Here is a 20,726-nt window from a genome sequence, read left to right as displayed (position 1 = left end):
CGATTTTCTAGAACAACGGATTAGCTGACGCTACGTTCCATTTCCAACAGCTCGCAGGATCGCAACACAAGGTCGTCGATCGCGAACGGCTTTTGCATGAAATCGTTTGCACCGGCCGCTTTCAAAGCGTCGACTTTGTTGTGTTCGACCATCCCGGAGATGCACAGGATCTTGACCATATCCAAGGCCGGATCACTGCGAACACGTTGGCAAACTTCTTTTCCGTTGATATCGGGAAGCATCACGTCCAAGACCACAAGGTCGGGACGGAACTCTTTGACGCCCATTCCGGCATCAAACCCGTTGTTTGCGGTGCGGATATCAAAGCGACCATCGCGCTCGAATCCTTCCTTCATCAACTCGACCAAGTCCTGGTCGTCGTCGACGATCAATAGTTTTTTCTTTCCGCTCTCGAGGGCATCGGTGGGAATCCCGTTGTCTTTCATGAACAGATAAAGCTGCTCACGTGGAATTCGCCTAAACTTGCTGCCCGGTACGCGAAAGCCTTTCAGCGAGCCATTGTCAAAGCAACGAATAATCGTTTGCTGACTGACTTTGCAAATTTTGGCCGCTTCGCCTGTCGTAAAGACCGTTTTCGTGGTCATCGCAGAAACCATCCTCCCTGCAGGACGAGCCGTTTCCCAACCTGTGCGTTAGTCGGTGGACCCACTTGCCAATCGCAAAGTCAGCCCATCACGCGCGTCTTTCCGTGCTATTCAAAAGTCTGCACAACTGTGTTAGTCACCAAACCAACACGACACGCGTCTTTTAACAAAACCCCCACGTTTGCACACAAGATCACTTTGCCGCAATTTGTGCGAAAAACGCAGGCAACAGCAAACTCCGAAATCCTCAAGCTTGCCGATCTTGCCCGACCAGCGAATCTTACCAATTATCGGGCTTTGGTCAAGATAGGCTGACCGGGACCGCACAACCCGTGCTCAATCCGATCACGTTCCCGTCCGCCTTAGCTTTTCGATTCTTTCTCCGCCGAAGCTTTCGACGGAGATTCGATGTAAGCCAACAACAACGCGATGTCCGCTGGCGTGATCCCGCTAATCCGTTGTGCTTGATCCAATGTCACCGGACGAATGTTGCTCAGCTTCTCGCGAGCTTCTGTTCGCATCGCCGTGATGGTGGCGTAGTCAAACGACTGTGGAATCTTTTTCTTTAACATCCGTTGTTGTCGCGCCACTTCATCGCGTTGGCGACTGACATAGCCTTCGTATTTAATGTCGTAAACAACTTGTTCCGCAGCTTGCTTGCCGATCGAATTCAGCTCGGGCACGATTTCGCACATCGCCGGCCAATCGACTTCCGGGCGTCTTAGGTAAACGTCGCCTTTGACGTCTCCCTTTGCCGTTCCGACGCGAGCGGCGGACAACAATCCCATCGCACGTTCAATATCCGCGAGCTTCTGCTGGAATTTGTCGCGGCGAGTTTGACTGATCAGGCCCAGCCGATCGGCGTCAGCGGTCAACCGTCGATCCGCGTTGTCTTGGCGAAGCAGCAACCGAAACTCCGCTCGACTGGTAAACATTCGATAGGGCTCGTCGGTGCCGCTTGTAACTAAGTCGTCAACCAACACCCCAAGGTAAGCTTGATCGCGTGTCGGCACCCACATTGATTCACTGGCAACGAGCGCGGCGGCGTTCAATCCGGCAATCAATCCCTGGCCGGCAGCTTCTTCGTACCCTGTGGTGCCGTTGATTTGCCCAGCCAGGAACAAGCCAGGCACAAGTTTGGTTTCAAGGTGCGGCCAAAGCTGTGTGGGCGGACAGTAGTCATACTCGACGGCATAGCCATAACGCATGATCTGCGCGTTTTCTAAGCCTTCGATCTGCCGGAACATCGCGTCTTGAACGTCGCGAGGCAAGCTGGTCGAGATCCCGTTGACGTAGATTTCTTCGGTGTGGTGGCCTTCGGGCTCAAGGAACAGTTGGTGCGAATCCTTGTCCGCGAACCGCACCACTTTGTCTTCGATCGATGGACAGTACCGTGGGCCTCGCGAATTGATCTGTCCGCTGTACATCGGGGCGCGATGTAAGTTGGCACGGATCAAATCGTGAACCGCTTTGTTGGTCATCGCGATATGACACGGCACCTGTTCCAGATCCAACGAGTCGTTCAAAAACGAGAATGGTTGTGGGTCGTCGTCACCGGGCTGTTCTTCCAAACGGCTGTAATCGATCGTGCGACGATTCAATCGCGCGGGCGTACCGGTTTTGAATCGATCGATGCTGAAACCAAGTCGTCGCAGCGCGCCGCTGATTCCTGTCGTGGTGCCTTCGCCGGCTCGGCCGCCAGCGGTTTTGGCATCGCCGGTATGCATCACCGCTGACAAGAACGTCCCGGTGGTTAGCACCACCGCGCGAGCACGATAAATCGCGTCGCCGCGGACTTGGACTCCAACCAGACGTTCGCCCTGCGGTGTCGATTCGGTCAACAGGTCCTCAACCGTTTCTTGCCTCAGGTCCAGATGCTCCTGCAGCTCGATCTCGTGTTTGATGTATTGCTGATAGGCCTTTTTGTCGGCCTGCGAGCGTGGGCTGTGCATCGCCGGTCCTTTGCGGCGATTAAGCAGGCGAAACTGAATGCCCGTCGCGTCGATTGCCCGACCCATTAATCCGCCGAGGGCGTCGACTTCGCGAACGATTTGGCCCTTGGCGACACCGCCGATTGCCGGGTTGCACGACATCTGGCCAACCGTGTCCAGATTGGTGGTCAGCAGTGCTGTCTTGGCCCCCCGACGGGCTGCCGCGGCGGCGGCCTCAGTCCCGGCGTGGCCCGCACCGATCACGACGACATCGTATTCGTATTCAATCATGGCTGAATGTTGTTAATTCGAAATCAAGATCTCGAGGTTGGACTGCCGACCAAAAAACAGTGTGTACCGATTTCACTCGACTTTGACGATTTTGATGACTGTCATTGGCCCAGCTCCATCGATGGAACGTGAGCAACCGCTGTGGTTACCCAACCGGCGGGGCGATCGAGATGTATTTGATATGAACTCGCCTTGTTTCACGCAATCAAGTTCCACCCGCCCCCAACGAAGCCTGTTGGTGGTTGCCATTTTGATGGCGATTAGCGTGATCGCAACTCCCGCGAGGGCAAACGATTCGCCTGAACCTCAAGGTTCGGACAATGTAATCGCGATTGCGTCCCGGTCCTTTGACATTCCATTTCACGTCAATGGGAACAGTACCGCCAGCAGCGTGAAACTTTACGTCTCCGTCGACAAGGGGGAAAGCTGGCAAATCGCAAGCGAATCGCCGCTTCCCGTCGAAAAGCTGCACTTCGATGCGACCGAAGACGGCGAGCATTGGTTCGCCCATCAAATGGCTTCGCCAGAAACTCCAACGCCGGAGCAGTTGACCGCCGAGCGCAAGATTCTGATCGACACCACGGGCCCAACCATTCGCCTTGACGGCGAAGCGGATTTGGACGGCGGCTTGCAGGTCCAGATGACGCTCGACGATTCACGTGAGCTCGGCTCTCTGCGGATCCTGTATGCCACGGACGTCTACCGACAATGGATTACCGTCGACAGCCAAAGTGTTGACAGCGAGGGGCGGTTTGAAGTTCGGCCCGATCACGCCTGGAAACAAGTCGTCCTGCACGTCACCGCGATGGACGCTCTTGGCAACGTATCGGTCGAGTCAAAATCGTTTCGCAAACCTCGTATCGCGACGCTGCCCACCAAGGGTTTGGCCGGAACTGGAATGCCTCAGGTCCATGCGGCTGCCGGTCCGAGCGACCCGCCGAACTTGCACATCGGACCGCCAAGATTCGAAAGCGCGCCCACGCCGCAATCCGGATACGGACAGGCCAACCAACCCGCGCAACAATGGAGCGCCGACGTGCCGTTTGGCCTGCAACGCTTCGGCCTTCGTGGCACGACCGACCAACGCACCCGTCCGCTCGATACTCCCCAATCACGGATGTCGCCAATCGATGGGGCGAGCAGTACTCCGCAATCGGCAAACAATGATCAAGTCGCACAACTGCCTGCGAGCGGACTCGAGGCGCGTCTCACACAGGGCGGTGTCGAAGTTTTGCCTGCGCCATCAGCCGAACAAGATCCTGAAGCGGCAAGTGACGCACCGGTCTTGGAAGGCCCCAGCACAGCTGCTCCGGCGGACGCCGCGGCACCGGTGAATACACCCGTTGATTTGCCACGACAGGACCGACCGATGTCTTCACAGCAATCGCCGTCCTATTCAGAACAGAAAAAGACACTGGATCAAGCTCTTAACCCAATCAATTCGTCGCGTCCCGATGCGGCGGACAGCTCCAACAGTCCGCTAGAGATTGTCCCAACACCAAAGCCAACGACTGTGATGAGCGACCAACGCCGTCACCGCGTCGAACGCGCCGAGCTTGAAGGAAAAAAACTGCAACGCGAGTTTGACCTCGCCCAACTGAACCATACCGTGCCTTATCGATTCAGCGACTCCAATCGTTTCAGCTTGGAATACGAATTGGAAGCAGTCGGATCAACAGGTGTCGAATCCGTCGAACTCTACGGCAGCCTCGATGGCGGTGGCACGTGGCAACGTTGGGGTTCCGATCCCGATCGCACCAGCCCCTTCGATATCGAAACAAACGGCGAAGGACTCTTCAGTTTTCGCATTGTGGTGCTCGGCAACAACGGGCTAGCCAGCCCACGCCCCTTGCCAGGCGATACTCCTGACATTGCCGTATTGGTTGACCAATCACCGCCGCAAACTCGCATCACCTCCGCCAAATACGGCGAAGGCGACCGCATCGGATCCTTGGTCATTCAATACGAATGCAATGATGCCAACCTAACGACCCGCCCGATCGCACTGGCGTTCTCCGATTCGCTTGCTGGGCCTTGGACAACGATTGCGGCTGGCCTGCAAAACAATGGTGTCTACGTATGGCCGGCGGATCCAAAATTGCCAGGCCAAATCTACTTGCGAATCGACGCGACCGACAAAGCCGGGAACACGGGAAGCTATCTGCTCGACCAACCGATTCAAACGAGCGGCTTGGCACCGCGGGCAAAGATCCTTGGCTTTCGCTCTCGCTAGTATCGGTTACAGAAACCTAGGATCGACTACAGAAACATTGACTGGAACACGACCCAGCGAGCAGTCAGCAGCGTTAGCAACAAGCAGCACCACCAGGATGCGAGGTGGGCGATCGGTTTGCGGCGTAACCCATAAAGAATACCAATCGACAACCCCGTCACCGCGAACTTGAAGACGGTCAGCATTGCCGGGTCATCAATAAAGTGACTGCCCAGCGGATTGAGTTCACGCATCGCACCTGCATTGGTGGCGGTAACCGTCAACACCAAGTCCACGACAGAGAACAGCGCGATGATCATCAGCGATTGCACAATGATCTTAGGACCTTTGACCTCGTCGTGTTGATCAGGATCAACAGTGGGACGGTTGGTTAGCAGATGCCCAAAACCTAGCACGACGCCGACCATCGCCAATAGTGACAGAGGGTATGCCAAACGTTGGCTCAAGAACACGGCATCGGTGACCGACGCAGTCTCGGCTGTTACCGCGTCCACACGTTCAAGCTCGGCCTTCGCTCGTTCAAAAAAATCGCCGCTGGGCTGAAATCCGGTAGCGAGTTGCTCCCATGACGATTGGCTGTCCGGCGTCAGGTGCTTTGGTGGTGCAGACTTGATATCAGTTTTCCCCATCAACAATTGCAACAACCGATAACCATCACCAGTTGGATACACGACCAAGGGTTTGCGTTTCGGGTACATCACAACGATCCCGCCCAATGTCGCCTGTTGAACATCATTGGCGTACATTTCGATCGAGTACAAGTAAGGTCGAAATCCACCGTAACCGCCAAATCCTCTTGGCCCCCAACGACGCCAGTCGCGGCGTTCAAAACCTTGACCAGACCGCCCCGGATCGTTTCGAAAAGATTCTGCATCTCTCCGGTAGGACTCCGCGCCTCTGCGAAATGGGTCCGGATCTCGAGCGAATCTTGTTGGCGTCACTTCGACACTTGATGCTTCGCCAGGATCGCGGTCCGCTGAAGAATTCGCTTGCGTTTCCGGCTCTGTTGACGGTTCGGGCTGTGGCGGCGGATCACGGAAATACTCCAGCTTGTATTCCTCGCCGTTGATCGTAAGCACCCCTTCTTCACACTCGATATCGTAGGGCGGTGCGAGGTATTTGCCGTCGATGAATAGGAACCCCGACGTTACCTGAATGACGTCTAATTCTTCCGCCTGCAATTCTTCGTTCAATGAACATTGCTGCAATGCAAACGGCAGGACAACGAGTGTGAACCAGCGGCCGAGCAGGCCTGACAGATGACGTTGCATGCAAAATCTACCGTGTGACGTCCAGTTCTGGGCGTGGGGGAACAAAGCACAGACACAATGCCTTTAACGCATCAAACTCCGCCTGGTTCCGATCCCTTTGCAAAAGAATTCCGAACCACCCAACAAGGCGGCCCATCGCATCATCTCGGCAATGCAGTTTCGTTGCAGCGAACCAGTTTCGCCAAATGCGCCGCCCCAAGCACTACAATTCAGTCGCGACTACTCTGCCCTGCCCCACCAATCTTGATGAGTGATCCAATGCGATTGACGTTCCTGCTGCTGTATGCCGTATCGATCGGTCCTCTTGCGATGATCACTCAGGCTTCGGACATCCAGGCTTCGGACACAAAGGACGCAGAACGCCCGAATATCGTCTTGGTCATGGCTGACGACCAAGGCTGGGGCGAGACGAGCTATAACCATCATCCGATCTTGAAAACCCCTCACCTCGATGCGTTGGCCGAGAGCGGCTTGCGGTTCAACCGATTTTACGCTGGCGCCCCCGTCTGCTCGCCGACTCGTGCCGCGGTTCTGACCGGTCGTTCTTGTTATCGAACGGGCGTTCCGGAACATGGTTATGCACTGCGGCATCAAGAAGTCACGCTTCCCCAAATCCTTGCCGACGCTGGCTACCAGACCGCGCACTTTGGCAAATGGCATCTCAACGGATTACGTGGACCCGGCGTTCCGATTTTTGAACATGACCCGTTCAACCCGGGAACGTTCGGATTCCAAACTTGGCTGTCGGTCACCAATTTTTATGATCGCGATCCACTGCTAAGTCGAAACGGTACCTTCGAAGATTATCAAGGTGATTCGTCGGATGTGATCGTCGAACAAGCCCTCGACCATCTGTCGGTGGTTGCGCAGAACGATGAACCATTCTTTGTGGTGATCTGGTATGGCACTCCTCACTCGCCCTTCAAAGCATCCGCCGAAGACTATGCACCGTTCGCGACATTGAACGAGTCATCAAAGAATCACTATGGCGAACTGGTCGCACTTGATCGAAGCGTCGGCGCACTTCGTCAAGGCTTGCGTGATTTGGAAATCGAAAAAGACACCGTGCTTTGGTACTGCAGTGACAACGGAGGCTTACCCAAAATCGAGCCGCCAACCACCGGCGGGCTACGAGGCCACAAAGGTTTGATTGACGAAGGTGGCTTGCGCGTCCCTGGGATTATCGAATGGCCTGGAAAGATCGCACCACGCCAGACAGATTTTCCCGCGACCGTGATGGACATGATGCCAACCGTTTTAGAACTTGCTGGCGAAACACATCCGATACCCCAGCGTCCCACCGACGGAGAGAGCTTGGTTCATCTGTTCGATGGACAGACGCCTGATCGCGAACGTGGGTCGGCGTTCTACTTCCGCTACAAGAAAATGGCCGCAATGATCCACAACGATTGGAAACTGACGTCGCGAAACCTCAGCCAAGGTCCCTTCGAGCTTTACAACTTGGCGACCGACCCGGTTGAAGCGAACGACGTGTCAAAGCAATATGCGGAACGTCAACAATCGATGGCCGCAAAACTTATCGAATGGCTGGCCGAGACAGATGACAGCGAAGCCGGCAAAGATTACCCCGAAGGCAACGTCAACGCCGATCATCCCGAACCGATCCACTGGACGGACCGCGAAGACTATCAACCGTATCTCGAGCCGTGGAAAAGTCGCTGGGAGTACGGCAACTGGATCAAGAATCGCACCCGCACGAAACGTCCCAACGCGAAATAGACAACACCTATTCGCTTAACCAATCCTGGCCCCCGCGATCGCCCCTCTCTGGAACAGTCATCGATCACTCAAGTACCGGGGGGACTGTCTGCTCGCCGGATGCCCGCGTATGATCTGGTGACCAACGACCTATCGAGATTTGTTTCGACCTCACGTTTCCGGCAACGATGGCCAAGACCCACGCTTTCGATTTTCTGACCAAGAATGCTTCCGCGGAAACACTCGAGTTCGCGGTCGCAGGATTGTTCGGTGGCGATCGAACGCTGATCGGCTGGGCAACATCGCTGTTGCTCGGTGACGCGGACGTCGTCGAATTTGACGGCACCACCGCCCGCTGGTCGGACGTCAACGACGAACTTTCCACCGGCTCGTTGTTCGACATGGGCGCCAAACGCGCGATCGTCATTCGCGATGCGGATGCGTTTCTGTCGTCCAACCGCAATGAAGTCGAAAATTACTTGGCCAAGCCCGGACACGTTGCACGATTGATCTTGCAACTGCAATCTTTGGCCAGCAACACGAAGGTCTACAAAGCACTCGACAAGTCGCACGTGTTGGTTTGCTGCAGCGGCGAGACGGGCAAGAAAACAGGCGCAACTGCTGTCTCGCGTCGCAAGTTCCTGACCGAGTTCGTCGCCCCTCGCCATCAGACCAAAATCACCGGCGAAGCAGCCGATGCCTTGGTGGAAATGCTTGGTGACGACGTCGGATTCCTTGACACCGAAATCGCCAAGCTGGCCTGCCATCTCGATCCTGGCGAAACGATTCAAGTTGACTTGGTTCGCGAAGTCGTCGCCGGATGGCAAGGCAAAACGATTTGGCAAATCACCGACGCGATCTCCTCCGGCAATGCTGCCGAAGCATTACTGCAACTCGACAAGTTGATTTCCGGCGGACAGCCTCCCGTGGCGTTGCTGCCCCAAATCGCGTACTCGCTTCGCAAGCTTGGCTTGGCCACCGCGATTCACTTAGCCGCAGAACGCGCTGGCAAAAAGCCACACCTCGAAGACTCGCTCGTCAAAGGTGGCTTGCGTCCGTTCGAAATCGGCCGCGCCACATCCGACATGAAACGGATGAAACGTGAACGGGCGGCGAAGCTGTTGGAATGGTTACTCGACGCCGACCTGCGATTAAAAGGCACACACAGCTCTGACGGCTTGGACCGGTTCCTGCTAGAGAGCTTCGTTCTGAAGCTCGCTCAGTAACGTTTCCTTTTTAAGCTGTCGCTTGACAGCCAGTTGGTCCTATCGTCGTTTGCCACGCTTCGGCTTTTTGCCTTTGCCACCGCGACCGATATTCTTTTCGCGACGCGGCTTGTGCGACTTCGAATTGCGATCGGTTGGCTTACCCGATCCAACCGAGTGATTTTTTTCTGGCTGCAAAAACAGCTGCCGACCGACCAAGTCGACTCTGGCAATCTTCACCGTCAGCTGGTCGCCTAAACGATAGCGCTGGTGTGCTTTGAACCCAACCAACATTTGGCCGCGACGTTCAAAGCGGTATTGGTCGTTTGGCAACTGATCCACACCAACATATCCGTCGATCGGAAGCTTGGTGCATCTTGCCAAGAATCCATCAGCGAACACACGTGTGATCACCGCCGGCATCGATTGGCCGATGTGCTTCTTCATGAAGTGCAGCAATTTCAGCTCGGTCAACTCGCGTTCTGCTTGAGCCGCGTTGCGTTCTTGATCGCTACAGTGGTGCCCCAGTGTGACCAAGGTCCCCATCGAATCGTCCGGGGTCGGTTCGCCTTTTCGCAATCGGTCGATCAGCCGGTGAACGGTCAAATCGGGATAGCGGCGAATCGGACTGGTGAAGTGACAATAGTGTGGCATGTCGAGGGCATAGTGGCCTTCGACTTGCGGTCCATACACCGCTTTGCTCATGCTGCGCAAAACCGAAAAATTGACCGCGTCTTCCAGCGGTGTGCCCGCAACGCGATCGATCACGCTTTGAATTTCGAAACGGCTTTCGACCGAATCGACGCCGATCCCCAAGTCCCGGATGAACATCGAAAGTTGGCGGATCTTGCGACGGTCTGGTGGCGGGTGAATCCGATGCAGGAACTTTAATCCCAAATCATCGAGCCAGGTCGCAACCGCTTGGTTGGCTGCCAACATGAACTCTTCGATGACTTGATGGCTTTCGGTGTTGACGGTCCGGTAAGCGCCTTTGACCTTACCGTTGCGATCAAGGTCCAGTTTGACTTCGGGCATGTCCATCGTGACTGCGCCGCCCTTGATGCGTCGCTTGCGAAGTGTCATCGCCAGCGAATGCATCGACGTGACCAAGTCACAGACTTCTTCGCCCCACGATTCACGATAACGCTGCGGATCGTCCAAGAACTGATCGACCAATCCATAGTGCAGTCGTTTGTCACTGCGGATGATGCTGTTATGAACTTCGGTATGAACGACGACGCCTTGGTCCGTCATTTCGATTTCGACGGTCTTCGCCAAACGAACGCGTTCGGGTTGCAAACTGGCCAAATGGTTGCTGATGATTTCAGGAATCATCGGGACAACTCGGTCCGGCAAGTAAACACTGGTTGCACGTCGCCTGGCTTCTTCGTCGATCTTGCCGCCGGGATGGACGAAGTACCCAACGTCAGCGATGTGGACCAGCAAACGCCAGTGGCTCTTTTCATTTTTTGAAAGCGAGATCGCGTCGTCAAAGTCACGCGCATCGAACGGGTCGATGGTGATCGTCAGCTGGTCGGTAAAGTCGACACGATCTTCGGGCAGTTGCTGCTCGTTGAACTCGTCCGATCGTTGACGAGCCTCTTCGATCACTTCCTCGGGAAAACTATCAGGCAACGCGTACTGACGCATGATGGTCAGCGTGTCGATGTTCGGATTTTTATTGCTGCCCAAGCGTTCGAGCAAAACCGCTTCCCCGCCCTGCCCTTCTTCGCCAGGAAAACGCACGACTTCGACAAAGACCTTGTCGTTGACTTCGAGCGGCAGACCTTCGGTGTCGCCGATAAAAACGGGGTCATCGTGTGGCGTGCCGTCCAAATAGACCGCCGGACTTTTTCCGACCAGCACATAGGTTCCGGTAAATTGACGGCGAGCGCGTTCCAGAATGCGATGGACGGAACCTTCGTTTTCGCCGCGTCGACCGGGACGGACTTTGATCTCGACCAGGTCACCTTCCAACGCACCGCCGGTTTGGCCCGGCGGAATGAACAGATCGTCGGTCATCGCACCGTCACCGGAATCACCGGGACGCACGAAACCAAACGCGCCGCCAGCAGCCATCCGGAACACACCGCGAATTCGATCTTGCGGACCGCCAATCGCGCCGGTGCTGATCACCAGATGATTCGAACCGTAAAGCAAACGGCCTTCTAAAACCAACTGCTTGATCGTTCGACGCAGTTCCCGGTATTCGTCCGGCGGCAAATCGAGCGCCGCCGCAATTTGTTTTGGTTTGCTTGGTCGATACTCGGGTGAAACGACCAATCGCATCACGCGGTCGACAAGCTCTTGTGAGATTTCCATAACTTCTTTGATTCGTCTTATGTCTTAGCTTGCGGAAGCGGAACCGTTGATCGTGATCCACTTCCATTTTGTATAATCTTCGACGCCAGTTTCCAAACCTTCGCGTCCAAACCCTGAACCGCCATCACCGCCAAATGGCACCTCAGGCTCTTGTTGAATTGTCATCTCGTTGACGTGTACCATGCCGCAGCAAAGAGATCGCGAGACGCGCATTGCCCGATCAAGATCGCGGGTAAAGACCGCTGCGGATAGCATCGCCGAACTTGCGTGGGCTAGCTGCATCGCGTGGGCCTCGTCATCCGCCACTTCGATCGTGACGAGCGGGCCGAAAGATTCTTCGCGATAGAGTCGCATTTCTGAAGTGACACCCGTCACCACGGTCGGGTTCATACGATTTCCGTTCCAAACATTGCCACACTGTATCGTGGCCCCCAGCCGAACGGCGTCGTTCAAGTGATCGTCGATGCGTTGTCTGGCAGCCTGATCGATTACCGGACCGATAACCGTCGAGGGGTCACGGAGGTCGCCGCAAGACAATGCCGAAGCCGCCGCAACAACAGAATCGGTCAACACGCCAGCGATGTTTTTGTGCACGATGATCCGGCTGGACGCCATGCAAATCTGGCCCTGATAGATAAACGCCCCACGCACCGCTGCCGAGACGGCCTGCTTTAGATCCGCATCCTCAAAGATCAGAATCGGATTCTTTCCGCCAAGTTCCAGCGTCACACGTTTTTGAAATTCGCCACACGCCGCTTGGACTTGGCGACCGACCTGTGCCGAACCGGTAAAGCTGACCGCTTGCACGGACGGATGCTTGATCAACGCCGGTCCGAGCACTCCGCCCTCGCCATGCACCACGTTGAACACGCCGGCTGGCACACCCGCTTCGGCATACAGCGTCGCCAAACGGTTAGCCAACAAAGGTGCTTGCTGGGACGGCAGCCAAACGAAGCTATTGCCAGTCGCGATCGGCGTGCTGCTGTGCTTGACGCCTTTGACCAAGGGAACGTTAAACGGAGTGATCCCGGCAACGACGCCAAGCGGTTGGCGAATCGCAAAACTCATTCGACCAGGCACGTCGCTGGGATAGGTCCGCCCGGTCATCCGCCGTGCCAGCGACGCATTGGCACTCAGCGTCCGTGTCGCGATCGCAATCTCCAGCCGGGCCTTACTGACTGGCGAACCGATTTCGCGAATCAACAGATCGATAAAGTCGTCTTGGTCGCGACGTAGCAGATCTGCCGCACGGTGAAGGATCGCTTCGCGTTCACTCGGCCCGGTCGCGGCAAAACGCTGCTGTGCAATTTGGGCTGCTTCAACCGCCGCGACAATCTCTGTCTCGTTGCCCAAGAGGACTTCGGCAAGGCATTCGCCAGTCTCGGGATCAACGTTTAGGAAAGTCTGATGATCAGCCGAGTCGACGGACTGACCACCGATCCAATGACCGATGCGGGGAACGTTAGATTCGCGATCACTCAAGATTGGTCAAGGAGGCGGTTGTCAGAGTGGCATTTGTCGGGAAATCGCCGGAAAGGCGTTTTGCGAAGACGACCTCCAATCTTAACGAGAGAGTGCTTCGACCGTCACCACCTATGGTGCAAATACGCCCGCCAGCTTCCCCCAACTGGTCTGCCACCGGACCTCCGTCAAATGCTTCCCGAATGCCCGGCGGATCACGTCGGGCATTCCCAGCCACTGCTCGTAAGTCACGCGTTCTTGCTCAGTCATCACCGCCAACGCATCGCCTTTGGCGTACAACTTCCGCATCACCTTTAGCTCAGTGACAAAGTGGGCGAAGGTCAAAAACGGTGTGCGCCAAGGCTCGATGACATAAAACCGACCGTCTGGGCAAAGGATGCGTTTCACCTCATGCAGCGATTGTTCCAAGTCATCTGGCATGTTGGGCAAATGGTGCAGCCCGCCTTGCACGATCACGATGTCAAAGCTCGCATCCTCAAACGGCAAACTCAAACAGTTCGCCAAATGCAATTGTGCGTCGCCTTCATATTGCCGCAGCAACGTATCGCTCAAATCGACGCCTTCGACTCGTTCAAACCCCATCCGTTCTAGCGCGACCAGTCCGTTGCCGCGTCCGCAGAAGATCTCTACGATCCGACTTTGCCGGTTAAGCTTCTCAAAGCCGAACCGCTTCAACCGGCCAATGAATTTCGCGATCTCTTCTTCAGGAGTTTCGAAACGTGAATACGCTTCTTCCCAAATCGGGTCGCAACACATTTGGCCTGCGGGTACGTGTTCAATGATTTTTGGAGTTTGCGTGCCTATCATTTTGCAGCCTCGGTTGTGGCAGGCATCACGGAACGCAATCGTCGCGAACGCTGCATCATCAGCACTCCCGCCATCAACGATCCCATCGCGGTTTGAAATCCGATCGCGATCAACGTCACGCCCGGAACAACCCATCGCATCGTTTGTGGATACTCGAGCGTGCCGAAACCCGATTGCCACCACTGATAAACAATCGCGCCGACCATCGAGACACCGACCAGGCCGCTGATAATCCCGAACATCAATCCACGTTCGACAGTCACATGTTCGAGCTTTTCATGCGGAGGCATCATGCCTTCGCGGCCGGTAAAAATTCGTGCGAGGGTTGCCAACAATACGCACTGCCAACCAAGTAGTAAAAACAAGCTTGCGACCAATAAGGTATGCACATCAAGCGCCGCACCGAACAGACGAACCTGCGGGAGCGCGAGTGCATAGCCGATCAATCCGATCGCCAATAGAACTAACCCGGGACGAAAGAACGTCCAGGTTGGGCTGAATGCCAAAAACAGCCGCAGCGTTCGCCAACCGTCGCGAAACGTTCGCAGGTGTGGACCGTGCTGTTTGCGACCATCAGGGTGCAAGGTGATCGGAACCTGGCTCATCGATGTCCCGTGAGCATTTCGATGCAGCCCGCTCTTGATGATCATCTCGGTCGCGAACTCCATCCCCGGCGATCGCAGATCCAACTGGTCGTAATGCTTGCGAGTGAACCCACGCATCCCGCAGTAAACATCGTTGATCGGGATACGAAACATCAACCGCACGAGCAGACTGAGCACCGGGTTACCAAACCAACGATGCAGAAACGGCATCGCCCCCGGTAACACCCGCCCTCCCCCACGCGGCAAACGACAACCTTGAACCAGATCGTGACCCTGGCGAAGGCTGTCGACGAATTTTGGGATTTCCAAAAAATCGTAGCTGTCATCCGCATCGCCCATCAACACAAAGCGTCCCTCGGCGGCTTCGATGCCATGCATCAGCGCCGCACCGTAACCACGTTCGGCCACATCGACGATGCGTGCTCCTTGTTCACGGGCGAGATCTTGCGACCCGTCGGTACTTCCGTTGTCAGCAACAACGACTTCGCCCACCACACCGTGTTCACGCATCGCACGAACTGCTTTTTCGACGCAAATTCCCACCGTATCGGCTTCGTTCAAGCACGGCATTACGACGGAGAGTTCTAGTGGTGAATTCATTTCGACAATCTGCAACAAGAATCCTATGAAGGGACCGAACCGGGGCCAGTATCCGCTGATCGGTTTTGCTCGCCACGCGTTTTCAACAAGTTGGAACCGGCGAGAACGATCGCCAACAACATGACCGGTTCGACAATCATGCGATAGCGATACCCGGGAATCTCCAGCACGGCGGTCACCGTACAGAAATACGAAAGCACCAACGCGATCCAAACACCGCTGGCACGTGTAGCCGGGCGGACAACCAATAGCATCGTTGCGATCCCGGTCAGCAGCATCAACAACGTGTTTGCCGCCAAGGAATTGCTCGCCCGGTAACGTACGGCTGTATCGATTAACGGGACTTGCATGCCCCAAACCACCTGGCCTGCAAAGTGCCGACCGTCCGGCAACTGCTTTTCCAAAGACCCAGGAGGGATCTCCAAATCCGCCGCCTGAACCGGCAGTTCCGTAGCCCGTGTCCGCCAGAAGTTCACCCACCGACGAATCGTTTGCCGCCCATACACAACGGGTGATTCGGCGATTGCATCAAACGCGACTCGCTTCATCAGACGATCGATTTCAGCATCATCGATTCCAGAGGCGTCGAGGGCGTTGGAGACCGTCCAGGTTTCGCGCCAAAGCTGCTCGGACTGCAGTGCTTGCCAGCGTTCGCTTCCCATCGCGTCTTTTAAACGCTCCGCAGCTACCGTCTGCGGAAACGCCAAATGCGCCCCGCTCCCGTCTTGGAACGTGACGATCCAAATATTACGTCCGACGAACTCGGTCATCATCGCTTTGTCGAACATCTCCTTGTTGCGCATCAGCCAGGGCGACAATGTCACGATCGCAACGAAGACCGCTGTGGCTACGCCCGTGAGAACGGGTCGGAGTTCCAATCGTTTTCCGGAATGGCGTCGCGAGTCCTGCCACCAATCCATGCCAAGAAACGCGACGTCAGGAATCCACAGCAACATCGCGACTGGTCGGGTGAGCATCGCCATTGCGAGAGTCAGCCCCACCAACATGCCAGACGCAAGATCTGGCCCACGAACAAATCGTGCCGCACACCAAAGATGCAGCATCACCAAGAACGTAAACAGTGTCTCAGTCAATATCGCACTTAGATAGATAGCCGAGGAGACCATCAACACAGCGCCACAGAGCACCCAAAGGAACAAACGACTGTCATCGCTTATCAGACGGGCGATTTGAGCGGTGATGCAGACCGTCCCCAACCACAAGACAGCCTGCACGCAAACCAACACCAACATCGGCCGAGGAAATGCTGCTTGGACCGCCCCCACTAACCACGGGTAACCGGGGGTTCGGTACGCCACCTCATGTCCCCTCAGCAGCCAATCGCCGTTTGCCACCGACTGGCCAAGTTCCCAGTAGTAGTTCGAGTCCCAAATCAACGGGCTGGGTCCGCGCACGACAATCGCCACCACTTTTAAAAGCAGCAACACCATCACGATCGCTATCGCGGTTTTCAGTCGCAAACGTTGCTCCGTCGAAAAACTGGTCGAATTGTGTGGCGGTTCATTCGATACTTTGTACGGACCTGGTCCGATGCTGTTCGATCGGAATGGCTGCGCAAGAGAAGGATTTCGCCTAGCGGACGCCTTTTCATCCGTGACGGCCAGCCCGGATGGGTCGACATTACCTTAAAGTGTCTAAAACATGGTGTATGGAGAGGCAGATTGAGTTCCCATCGATCCTGCGGTCTTCGCTAATCAATCACTTCCTTCTCTTGGTCAAAATGAACCCTCTTTTACCGGTGATCGACGCGGGGCGACCGACGCAACTGGTGCAACCGTTTGCAAAGAGGATTGCCGACGAAGCCCAGCCGATGATCCGCCAAGCGATACACCAGTTGCAAATCAACGTCGGCAAGCTGTGCAATCAAACCTGCGTTCACTGCCATGTCGAAGCGGGACCGACCAAACGCCGCGAAAACATGGACGAGCACACCGCCGACCGCATCGTCGAACTCAGCCGCCAATGTGACTCGCTGCAGGTTGTCGACATCACCGGCGGTGCCCCCGAAATGAACCCCAACTTTAAACGGTTGGTACTGGAATTTCGTTCGCGTGGAATCCGGGTCATCGATCGCTGCAATCTGACTATCCTTCGCCAACCTGGGTATGAATGGGTCGCACCGTTTTTGGTCGAAAACCAAGTTAACGTTGTCGCTTCCCTGCCCTGCTACCTCGAAGACAACGTCGATTTACAGCGTGGTGATGGTGTGTTCTCGGCGAGTATCGAAGCCCTGCGTCAACTGAATGACTTGGGTTACGGTAGCGACGAGCGGCTGAAACTGGATTTGGTGTTCAACCCCACGGGAACCGGACTGCCGCCCGACCAAGCTTCCTTGCAAGCGGATTACAAACGCGAGCTAAACGAACACTACTCGATCGTCTTCAACGAACTACTGACGATCACCAACATTCCGATCAAACGATTCGCAATGTATCTGGCCAAGCGAAACAAGCTGGAGGACTACTTCCGCACGCTGGAAGCTGGATTTAACGCGACCGCAGCCAACTCCGTCATGTGCCGCTCACTGCTTTCAATCTCCTGGGATGGCCAAGTGTATGATTGCGATTTCAACCAAATGATCGACATGCCGGCGATCACCGAACATGGTCGACCAACGATTTGGACAATCGAATCGTTTGACGAACTAAACCACCGCCCGATCAACACCGCCGACCACTGCTATGGATGCACTGCCGGTGCGGGCAGCAGTTGCGGCGGCGCACTGACCTAGAGCAACTCAACTCTCATTCACATTTGAAACATCATGTCTCAACTGAATACTGAATCCGCCGTCCGGGACCGCTACTCTTCCGCCGCGGCGGAACGCGAACCAGAACTGTGCTGCCCGGTCGACTATGACCGCCGGTACCTCGAAATCATTCCACAAGAAGTGATCGACCGTGACTACGGTTGCGGCGACCCGTCCAAGTACGTCCGCCCCGGCGAAACAGTGCTGGACCTGGGCAGTGGCGGCGGCAAAATTTGCTTCATCGCTGCGCAGATCGTCGGCGCAGGCGGCCACGTTATCGGCGTCGACATGAACGACGACATGCTGGACTTGGCCCGACGCAGTCAAACTGTCGTTGCAGAGAAACTCGGCTATGACAACATGAGCTTTCGCAAAGGCAAAATCCAAGACCTGGCGATCGACCGCGACCGTGTTGATGAGTACCTCAAAAGCAATCCCGTTTCGGACGAAGCCAGCTTACAAACACTGGAAGCGTTCCTACACGAGATGCGGACGAACGCACCATTGATCCCTTCAAATTCAATCGACGTCGTGGTCAGCAATTGTGTACTGAACCTTGTCGACGGCGCGGAAAAGCGAGCCCTATTCGCCGAACTGTTTCGTGTCTTGAAACCCGGCGGACGTGCGGTCATCAGCGACATCGTTAGCGACCGAGTGGTGCCATACGAAATGCAACAAGACGCGACGCTTTGGAGTGGCTGCATCAGCGGTGCTTACGAAGAGAAAGCGTTCATCGATGCTTTCACAGAAACCGGATTCGAAGGCGCACAGATCGCCGCTTATCAGGCCGAGCCGTGGCAGACTGTACAAGGGATCGAATTCAGATCCGCCACCATCATCGCTTACAAATACGCGGCGGGCGAAGAAAACAACGCCGGACAGTCAGTCGTTTACCGTGGACCCTACGCGAGCATCCGCGACGACGCGGGCAACGAATATGTTCGCGGCGAACGCACATCCGTTTCGCGGCAGACGTTCCGGAAACTGAAACAAGAACCGTATGCCGCGGATTACCTGCTGATCGAGCCAGCCGAAACACCACAATCCGGCTCGCTGAAAACATTCACCATCGGCAGCACTGCAAAGGACACGTGCTGCGGTGATGGTGGATGCTGCTAAAGCGATTTAGCGCAAACGCTGGTTCAGTTCGCCAACGAGATCGTCGATCTTGACGCGGACTTGCTCCAGCGAATCGCGGTCACGGATCGTGACGGTGTTGTCGCTTAGCGTGTCGGTATCGACGGTGATACAGTACGGCGTGCCGACTTCGTCCTGGCGGCGATAGCGTTTTCCGACAGCACCTTTGTCGTCGTAGTAGACGTTCATGTGCTTCTTCAGTTCGGAATACATTTCCTTGGCGATTTCGGGCATGCCGTCTTTCTTGACCAAGGGGAAGATCGCCGCTTTGATCGGAGCCAAACGCGGATTCAACTTCATCACCGTGCGTTCTTGCAAATCGCCTTTGTCATCGGCAACTTTGTCTTCGCTATAGGCTTCGCAAATGAATGCGAGCGCCGCGCGGTCAGCACCGGCCGAAGGCTCGATCACGTGTGGAACAAAACGCTCGTTGGTCACCGGGTCGCGGTAGGACAAATCCTTGCCGCTACCTTTGTGCTTCGGCTTGCCGTTCTCGTTCAGTTCGACTTGCATCGGTTGGCCCTCCGGTGAATTCGGGTCCAACTTACCTTCCATGTGGCTTCGCAAGTCAAAATCGCCGCGGTGGGCGATGCCTTCCAGTTCGCCGTACTCGCCAGCCGGCAAAAACGGGAACGCATATTCGATGTCTGCCGTTCCGATGCTGTAGTGCGCGAGTTCCTCTTGGTGGTGCTCTCGCATAATCAACGACTCGCTGGACAAGCCCATCGAGGTGTACCAGTTCATACGACGATCGCGCCAGTACTGATACCACTGCTTCGATTGTTCTGGATGGCAAAAGAACTCGATTTCCATCTGCTCGAATTCACGCGAGCGGAACGTGAAGTTACGCGGGGTGATTTCGTTTCGGAAACTCTTGCCGACTTGGCCGATACCGAATGGGATTTTGACGCGGGAGGTGTCGACGACGTTTTTAAAATTGACGAAGATTCCTTGCGCGGTCTCGGGACGCAAGAACGCCGCGTCTTCCTCGCCACCAAGTGCACCCAATGTCGTCTTGAACATCAGGTTAAATTCGCGGGGCTCGGTCAGTGTGTCCAGCGACTTCGCATCGGGGGCAAGAACTTGATCGCGTTCTTGGATTTGATCCAGCGTCAGCGACTCGTTGCCGACGCTTAGCTCGTCCGCATTCTTTGGACGAAGCTTGAAAAACTTCATCGCGCGGCGGCGTACTTCGTCGAGTTCGAGTTCCGCTTCGGCCATCGTCGTGACGAAGATTTTCTTCTCGCCATGCGAACACCAACGGCCGCGGACCTGGTCAAACCGGTACCGCTTTTTCGACTCGCGGCAATCGACCATATGATCGTGGAACAGGTCATAGTGACCACTGCATTTCCACACTTGTGGGTGCATGATGATGGTGCAGTCCAATCCGACCATCTCGAACTCACTCGGCGCGTTCGCCGGAACGATCAGCTCGTTGTGGGCGCTGATCATGTCAGACCACCACGCGTCCTTCAGATTTCGCTTCAGCTCGACGCCCAGCGGGCCGTAGTCCCAAAATCCCTGAACACCGCCATAGATTTCACTGGATTGAAACAGGAAACCTCGCCGTTTGCACAGCGAGACGATTTTGTCCATCGATTTCATGGGTCCGGATCAGATTGTGTGTGGTTGGACGGTCGGGAAACGACCGCAGAATGTAGGGATTGTCGCCAGTTTGCGGGAGGTCTGGCAGACGACAAAGATTGAACGAAGGCGGCCTAACCTCATCACAAAAAGCAAAACTT

14 protein-coding genes are annotated in these 20,726 nt (G+C 55.6%); 5 read left to right on the top strand and 9 right to left on the bottom strand.

Annotated features, from left to right (window positions below; all coding sequences use genetic code 11):
* Positions 1 to 20: 20 nt before the first annotated feature.
* Positions 21 to 605 carry a response regulator gene (locus tag CGZ80_RS22980; RefSeq protein WP_198953774.1) on the bottom strand — a complete coding sequence of 195 codons (585 nt, stop codon included), beginning with the start codon at positions 603 to 605 and terminating at the stop codon, positions 21 to 23.
* A 362-nt stretch (positions 606 to 967) separates the two neighbouring features.
* The gene (mnmG, locus tag CGZ80_RS22975) at positions 968 to 2,827 is read right to left on the bottom strand and encodes a tRNA uridine-5-carboxymethylaminomethyl(34) synthesis enzyme MnmG (RefSeq protein WP_094418017.1); all 1,860 of its coding nucleotides are present in this window, start codon (positions 2,825 to 2,827) and stop codon (positions 968 to 970) included.
* A 181-nt stretch (positions 2,828 to 3,008) separates the two neighbouring features.
* Between mnmG and CGZ80_RS22970 the strand changes: the two genes are divergently transcribed.
* Entirely contained in the window at positions 3,009 to 5,060 is a 2,052-nt protein-coding gene (locus CGZ80_RS22970) for a hypothetical protein (RefSeq protein ID WP_143544109.1), read from the top strand.
* A 26-nt stretch (positions 5,061 to 5,086) separates the two neighbouring features.
* Here the strand turns inward: CGZ80_RS22970 and CGZ80_RS22965 are convergent, their stop codons facing one another.
* Positions 5,087 to 6,331, bottom strand: a complete 1,245-nt coding sequence (locus CGZ80_RS22965; RefSeq protein WP_094418015.1) for a DUF5658 family protein — start codon at positions 6,329 to 6,331, stop codon at positions 5,087 to 5,089.
* A 246-nt stretch (positions 6,332 to 6,577) separates the two neighbouring features.
* Between CGZ80_RS22965 and CGZ80_RS22960 the strand changes: the two genes are divergently transcribed.
* On the top strand, positions 6,578 to 8,071 hold the full coding sequence (locus CGZ80_RS22960; RefSeq protein ID WP_198953773.1) for a sulfatase: 1,494 nt from the start codon (positions 6,578 to 6,580) through the stop codon (positions 8,069 to 8,071).
* A gap of 167 nt (positions 8,072 to 8,238) precedes the next feature.
* On the top strand, positions 8,239 to 9,276 hold the full coding sequence (gene holA / locus CGZ80_RS22955; protein WP_094418014.1) for a DNA polymerase III subunit delta: 1,038 nt from the start codon (positions 8,239 to 8,241) through the stop codon (positions 9,274 to 9,276).
* 39 nt (positions 9,277 to 9,315) lie between these two features.
* Here the strand turns inward: holA and CGZ80_RS22950 are convergent, their stop codons facing one another.
* From CGZ80_RS22950 to CGZ80_RS22930, 5 genes are all read right to left on the bottom strand, one after another.
* Complete coding sequence (locus tag CGZ80_RS22950) at positions 9,316 to 11,577, bottom strand: ribonuclease R family protein (RefSeq protein WP_094418013.1); 2,262 nt, start codon at positions 11,575 to 11,577, stop codon at positions 9,316 to 9,318.
* 24 nt (positions 11,578 to 11,601) lie between these two features.
* Positions 11,602 to 13,059, bottom strand: coding sequence for an aldehyde dehydrogenase family protein (locus tag CGZ80_RS22945; protein WP_158222824.1), 1,458 nt, complete (start codon positions 13,057 to 13,059; stop codon positions 11,602 to 11,604).
* 111 nt (positions 13,060 to 13,170) lie between these two features.
* Positions 13,171 to 13,866, bottom strand: a complete 696-nt coding sequence (locus tag CGZ80_RS22940) for a class I SAM-dependent methyltransferase (RefSeq protein ID WP_158222823.1) — start codon at positions 13,864 to 13,866, stop codon at positions 13,171 to 13,173.
* Positions 13,863 to 15,071 carry a glycosyltransferase family 2 protein gene (locus CGZ80_RS22935; RefSeq protein ID WP_094418062.1) on the bottom strand — a complete coding sequence of 403 codons (1,209 nt, stop codon included), beginning with the start codon at positions 15,069 to 15,071 and terminating at the stop codon, positions 13,863 to 13,865. The genes CGZ80_RS22940 and CGZ80_RS22935 overlap by 4 nt, the downstream gene beginning before the upstream one ends.
* A 23-nt stretch (positions 15,072 to 15,094) precedes the next feature.
* On the bottom strand, positions 15,095 to 16,552 hold the full coding sequence (locus CGZ80_RS22930; RefSeq protein ID WP_094418011.1) for an ArnT family glycosyltransferase: 1,458 nt from the start codon (positions 16,550 to 16,552) through the stop codon (positions 15,095 to 15,097).
* Positions 16,553 to 16,812: 260 nt separating this feature from the next.
* Between CGZ80_RS22930 and arsS the strand changes: the two genes are divergently transcribed.
* Positions 16,813 to 17,823, top strand: coding sequence for an arsenosugar biosynthesis radical SAM (seleno)protein ArsS (gene arsS / locus CGZ80_RS22925; RefSeq protein ID WP_094418010.1), 1,011 nt, complete (start codon positions 16,813 to 16,815; stop codon positions 17,821 to 17,823).
* A 33-nt stretch (positions 17,824 to 17,856) separates the two neighbouring features.
* Complete coding sequence (locus CGZ80_RS22920; RefSeq protein WP_198953772.1) at positions 17,857 to 18,960, top strand: methyltransferase domain-containing protein; 1,104 nt, start codon at positions 17,857 to 17,859, stop codon at positions 18,958 to 18,960.
* Between the two features lie 6 nt (positions 18,961 to 18,966).
* Here CGZ80_RS22920 and CGZ80_RS22915 read toward each other — a convergent pair whose 3' ends face one another.
* On the bottom strand, positions 18,967 to 20,577 hold the full coding sequence (locus CGZ80_RS22915; protein WP_094418060.1) for a glycine--tRNA ligase: 1,611 nt from the start codon (positions 20,575 to 20,577) through the stop codon (positions 18,967 to 18,969).
* Positions 20,578 to 20,726 lie beyond the last annotated feature (149 nt).

This window comes from Rhodopirellula sp. MGV (assembly GCF_002251265.1).
Lineage (GTDB): Bacteria > Planctomycetota > Planctomycetia > Pirellulales > Pirellulaceae > Stieleria > Stieleria baltica_A.
Note: the sequence above shows the minus strand (reverse complement) of the source record. Positions and strands in the feature narration are given on the sequence as shown.

What these genes read in the sequence shown, in the direction of transcription:
- holA (WP_094418014.1), top strand. Translation starts at nt 8,239, where the DNA reads ATGGCCAAGACCCACGCTTTCGATTTTCTGACCAAGAATGCTTCCGCG.
- CGZ80_RS22950 (WP_094418013.1), bottom strand. Translation starts at nt 11,577, where the DNA reads ATGGAAATCTCACAAGAGCTTGTCGACCGCGTGATGCGATTGGTCGTT.
- CGZ80_RS22970 (WP_143544109.1), top strand. Translation starts at nt 3,009, where the DNA reads ATGAACTCGCCTTGTTTCACGCAATCAAGTTCCACCCGCCCCCAACGA.
- mnmG (WP_094418017.1), bottom strand. Translation starts at nt 2,827, where the DNA reads ATGATTGAATACGAATACGATGTCGTCGTGATCGGTGCGGGCCACGCC.
- CGZ80_RS22960 (WP_198953773.1), top strand. Translation starts at nt 6,578, where the DNA reads ATGAGTGATCCAATGCGATTGACGTTCCTGCTGCTGTATGCCGTATCG.
- arsS (WP_094418010.1), top strand. Translation starts at nt 16,813, where the DNA reads ATGAACCCTCTTTTACCGGTGATCGACGCGGGGCGACCGACGCAACTG.
- CGZ80_RS22915 (WP_094418060.1), bottom strand. Translation starts at nt 20,577, where the DNA reads ATGGACAAAATCGTCTCGCTGTGCAAACGGCGAGGTTTCCTGTTTCAA.
- CGZ80_RS22980 (WP_198953774.1), bottom strand. Translation starts at nt 605, where the DNA reads ATGACCACGAAAACGGTCTTTACGACAGGCGAAGCGGCCAAAATTTGC.
- CGZ80_RS22965 (WP_094418015.1), bottom strand. Translation starts at nt 6,331, where the DNA reads ATGCAACGTCATCTGTCAGGCCTGCTCGGCCGCTGGTTCACACTCGTT.
- CGZ80_RS22940 (WP_158222823.1), bottom strand. Translation starts at nt 13,866, where the DNA reads ATGATAGGCACGCAAACTCCAAAAATCATTGAACACGTACCCGCAGGC.
- CGZ80_RS22935 (WP_094418062.1), bottom strand. Translation starts at nt 15,071, where the DNA reads ATGAATTCACCACTAGAACTCTCCGTCGTAATGCCGTGCTTGAACGAA.
- CGZ80_RS22920 (WP_198953772.1), top strand. Translation starts at nt 17,857, where the DNA reads ATGTCTCAACTGAATACTGAATCCGCCGTCCGGGACCGCTACTCTTCC.